This window comes from Promicromonospora citrea, from assembly GCF_013004695.1.
Lineage (GTDB): Bacteria > Actinomycetota > Actinomycetes > Actinomycetales > Cellulomonadaceae > Promicromonospora > Promicromonospora citrea.
On sequence record NZ_JABEMG010000250.1, the window covers coordinates 1 to 2681 of the forward strand.

The 2681-nt window shown below is 75.4% G+C and carries 4 protein-coding genes; 3 read left to right on the top strand and 1 reads right to left on the bottom strand.

Annotated features, from left to right (window positions below):
- The 3 genes from HLB15_RS23220 to HLB15_RS23230 all read left to right on the top strand — a co-directional run.
- The coding region (locus HLB15_RS23220) for a helix-turn-helix domain-containing protein (protein WP_171109091.1) at positions 1-265 on the top strand (265 nt) is incomplete at its 5' end.
- Between the two features lie 10 nt (positions 266-275).
- Positions 276-1145, top strand: coding sequence for a hypothetical protein (locus tag HLB15_RS23225; RefSeq protein ID WP_171109092.1), 870 nt, complete (start codon positions 276-278; stop codon positions 1143-1145).
- Between the two features lie 30 nt (positions 1146-1175).
- The gene (locus tag HLB15_RS23230) at positions 1176-2168 is read left to right on the top strand and encodes a TIGR03557 family F420-dependent LLM class oxidoreductase (RefSeq protein ID WP_268241008.1); all 993 of its coding nucleotides are present in this window, start codon (positions 1176-1178) and stop codon (positions 2166-2168) included.
- Between the two features lie 22 nt (positions 2169-2190).
- Here the strand turns inward: HLB15_RS23230 and HLB15_RS23235 are convergent.
- A partial coding sequence (locus HLB15_RS23235; protein ID WP_171109094.1) for a hypothetical protein occupies positions 2191-2681 on the bottom strand: 491 nt, incomplete at its 5' end.

Below are 2681 nucleotides of genomic sequence, written 5' to 3' on the forward strand. Positions count from 1 at the left end.
GGCGGTCGCCGCCGCGCTCGGTGTCAGCGAGCGTCACCTGCACCGCCGCACCGTTGACGCCGTCGGCTACGGGCCCAAGACGCTCGCCCGGGTGGCGCGGCTGCGCCGGCTGGTCGCGCTGTCCTCGCCGGGAGGACCGTCGCTCGCCGAGCGCGCCGTCGCCGCGGGCTACGCGAGCCAGACCCACATGTCGGACGAGGTGCGCCGGCTGACCGGCCTCACACCCGTCCGATTCCTGGAAGACGCGGCGCTGACCGCCGCATAGCGTCGGGCCCATGAGCACACAGACCGACGTCGACGCGGCCCGCCGCTTCCTCCTCGACGACGCCCGGCTGCTGGAACGGCACCGGTTCGCCGTCCTCGTCGAGGGCGCCCCGGCGCGCCGTGTCCTGGACGCGCTGCGTCCCTACCGCACCGAGGACGGCGGCTGGGGCCACGCCCTCGAACCCGACCTGCGTGGCCCCGACAGCCAGGTCTCCGCGGCGATGTCCGCGCTCGAGGTGCTGGCGGAGCTGGGTCGCGACGCCGACCCCGACGTGGTGCGCCTGGCGAGGGAGACGGCGGACTGGCTGACCGGTGTGACCCTGCCGGACGGGCGCGTCCCGCACGTGCTGCCGAGCGGTGCCGACCACCCCGCGGCGCCGTGGATGCAGCCGAACGACGGCGGCATGCTCACCTTCCCGATCGTGGCGCACCTGCTGGAGCTCGGCGTCGAGCACCCGTGGCTCGAGGGCGCGACCGCCTGGTGCTGGCAGCAGGTCGAGGGCCCGGGCCTCGTTGGCGGCTACACCGTGAAGTTCGCGGTGATGTTCCTCGACGCGGTACAGGAGGCCGGCCGGGCGGCGGCCGCCGTCGAGCGCCTGCGCCCCGCGGTGCGGCCCGACGGCACCATCCCCGTGGCGGGCGGGGTCGACGGGGAGGTGCTGCGTCCGCTCGTCGTCTCGCCCCACCCCGGGGCGCCGAGCCGCGCGCTCTACACGGACGAGCAGATCGAGGCCGAGCTGGACCGCCTGCAGGCCGCGCAGCAGGACGACGGGGGCTGGGACTTCGACTTCCTGCACTGGTCGCCCGGGCACGTCGTGGAGTGGCGCGGCCTCGTCACGCTCGACGCCCTCGTGCTGCTGCGGCGGCACGGCCGGCTCTGACGGCGGCCACGCGGCGCATAGGCTGTCCGCGTGGTGACCATCGGTTATGCCGCGATGCTCGAACAGTTCGCCCCGCGCGAGGCGGTCGAGCTGGCGGCCTACGCGGAGCAGCACGGCTTCTCCGGCATGATGGCGGCCGACCACTTCCAGCCGTGGACGCCGCAGCAGGGCCAGGCCGGGTTCGTGTGGAACGTGCTCGCCGCCGCGGCGGAGCACACGACGGGCGACCTGGGCCCGGTGACCGCGCCGACCTTCCGCTGGCACCCCGCGGTCGTGGCCCAGGCGTCGGCGACGCTCGCCGCGATGAACCCGGGCAGGCACTGGCTGGGCGTGGGCTCGGGCGAGGCGCTCAACGAGCACGTGGTCGGCGGCTACTGGCCCGAGGCGCCGGAGCGGATCAACCGCATGTTCGAGGCGGTCGAGATCATCCGGAAGCTGTTCAACGGGTCGCTGGCCGGGCGCGACGTCAAGCACGCGGGCACGTACTTCCGGCTGGAGTCCACGCGGCTGTGGACGATGCCCGAGGCCGCGCCGGAGATCCTCGTCGCGACGGCCGGCCCGGTCACGGCCCGGCGCGCCGGCCGGACCGCGGACGGCCTGATCACGCAGGCAGCGCCGCTGGAGCGCATGGCGGCCCTGCTCACCCGGTTCGCCGACGGCGCCCGCGAGTCGGGCAGGGACCCGGACCGCATGCCCACGGCGCTGCAGCTGCACCTGTCCTGGGCGCCGACCCCGGACGAGGCGATGACCAACGCGCTCACCGAGTGGCCGGTCGCGGGCATGCGGTTCCCGCGGTCCGACATCCGCTCACCGCACGACTTCGCGCAGCTCGCCCGGATGGTGCGGCCGGAGGACTTCGAGGGCCGCCTGCTGGTGTCGGCCGATCTCGACGAGCACAGGGCGTCGATCCAGCGGTACGTGGACCTGGGCTTCGACCGCATCTACCTGCACAACGTCGGCCGCAACCAGCGGGCGTGGATCGAGGCCTTCGGGCGTGAGGTGCTGCCGCGCCTGGTGCGGTGAGCCGGTTCGGCCGACGACCGCGTCAGGCCGTCGTCGCCCAGTGCCAGCCGTAGCCGTCCCGGTGCCGGATCTCGACCGACGCGAGCGGTCCGACGTCGGGCAGCGTGACCGTGAGCGCGACAGCCGACGGGTCGGCCAGCGCGCCCTGCGTCCAGAACGTGCCCGACGACGACCCGGTCCCTGCGGTGGCCTGCCGGGCCGACCCGTCGCTGCCGACGGCCCACACCTCCAGCCACTCCTGGGGCGTCGGGGTGCCGTACCCGCTCGTGCCCGCCTGGTCGCAGGAGACGGTGATCTCGGCCCGGTCGTCCTCGACGGCCTCGACGGCGGCGACCCAGCACGACCCGTCGCCGAGGCGCTGGGTGTCGCCGAGCGGCCACGGCTGGTCCGCGCTGCCGTCGGCGTCGGGCTCCGCATCGGTGTCGCCGAGCGGCGCGGCGGTCACCTCGGACGCGCCGCCCGTCCGGCTGCCGTCCTCGCGGCGCGGGTGCGCCGGCGGTGCCGCGGTCGGCC

Excerpts from the sequence above, each read along its gene's own strand:
- HLB15_RS23225 (WP_171109092.1), top strand. The coding sequence starts at position 276 with ATGAGCACACAGACCGACGTCGACGCGGCCCGCCGCTTCCTCCTCGAC.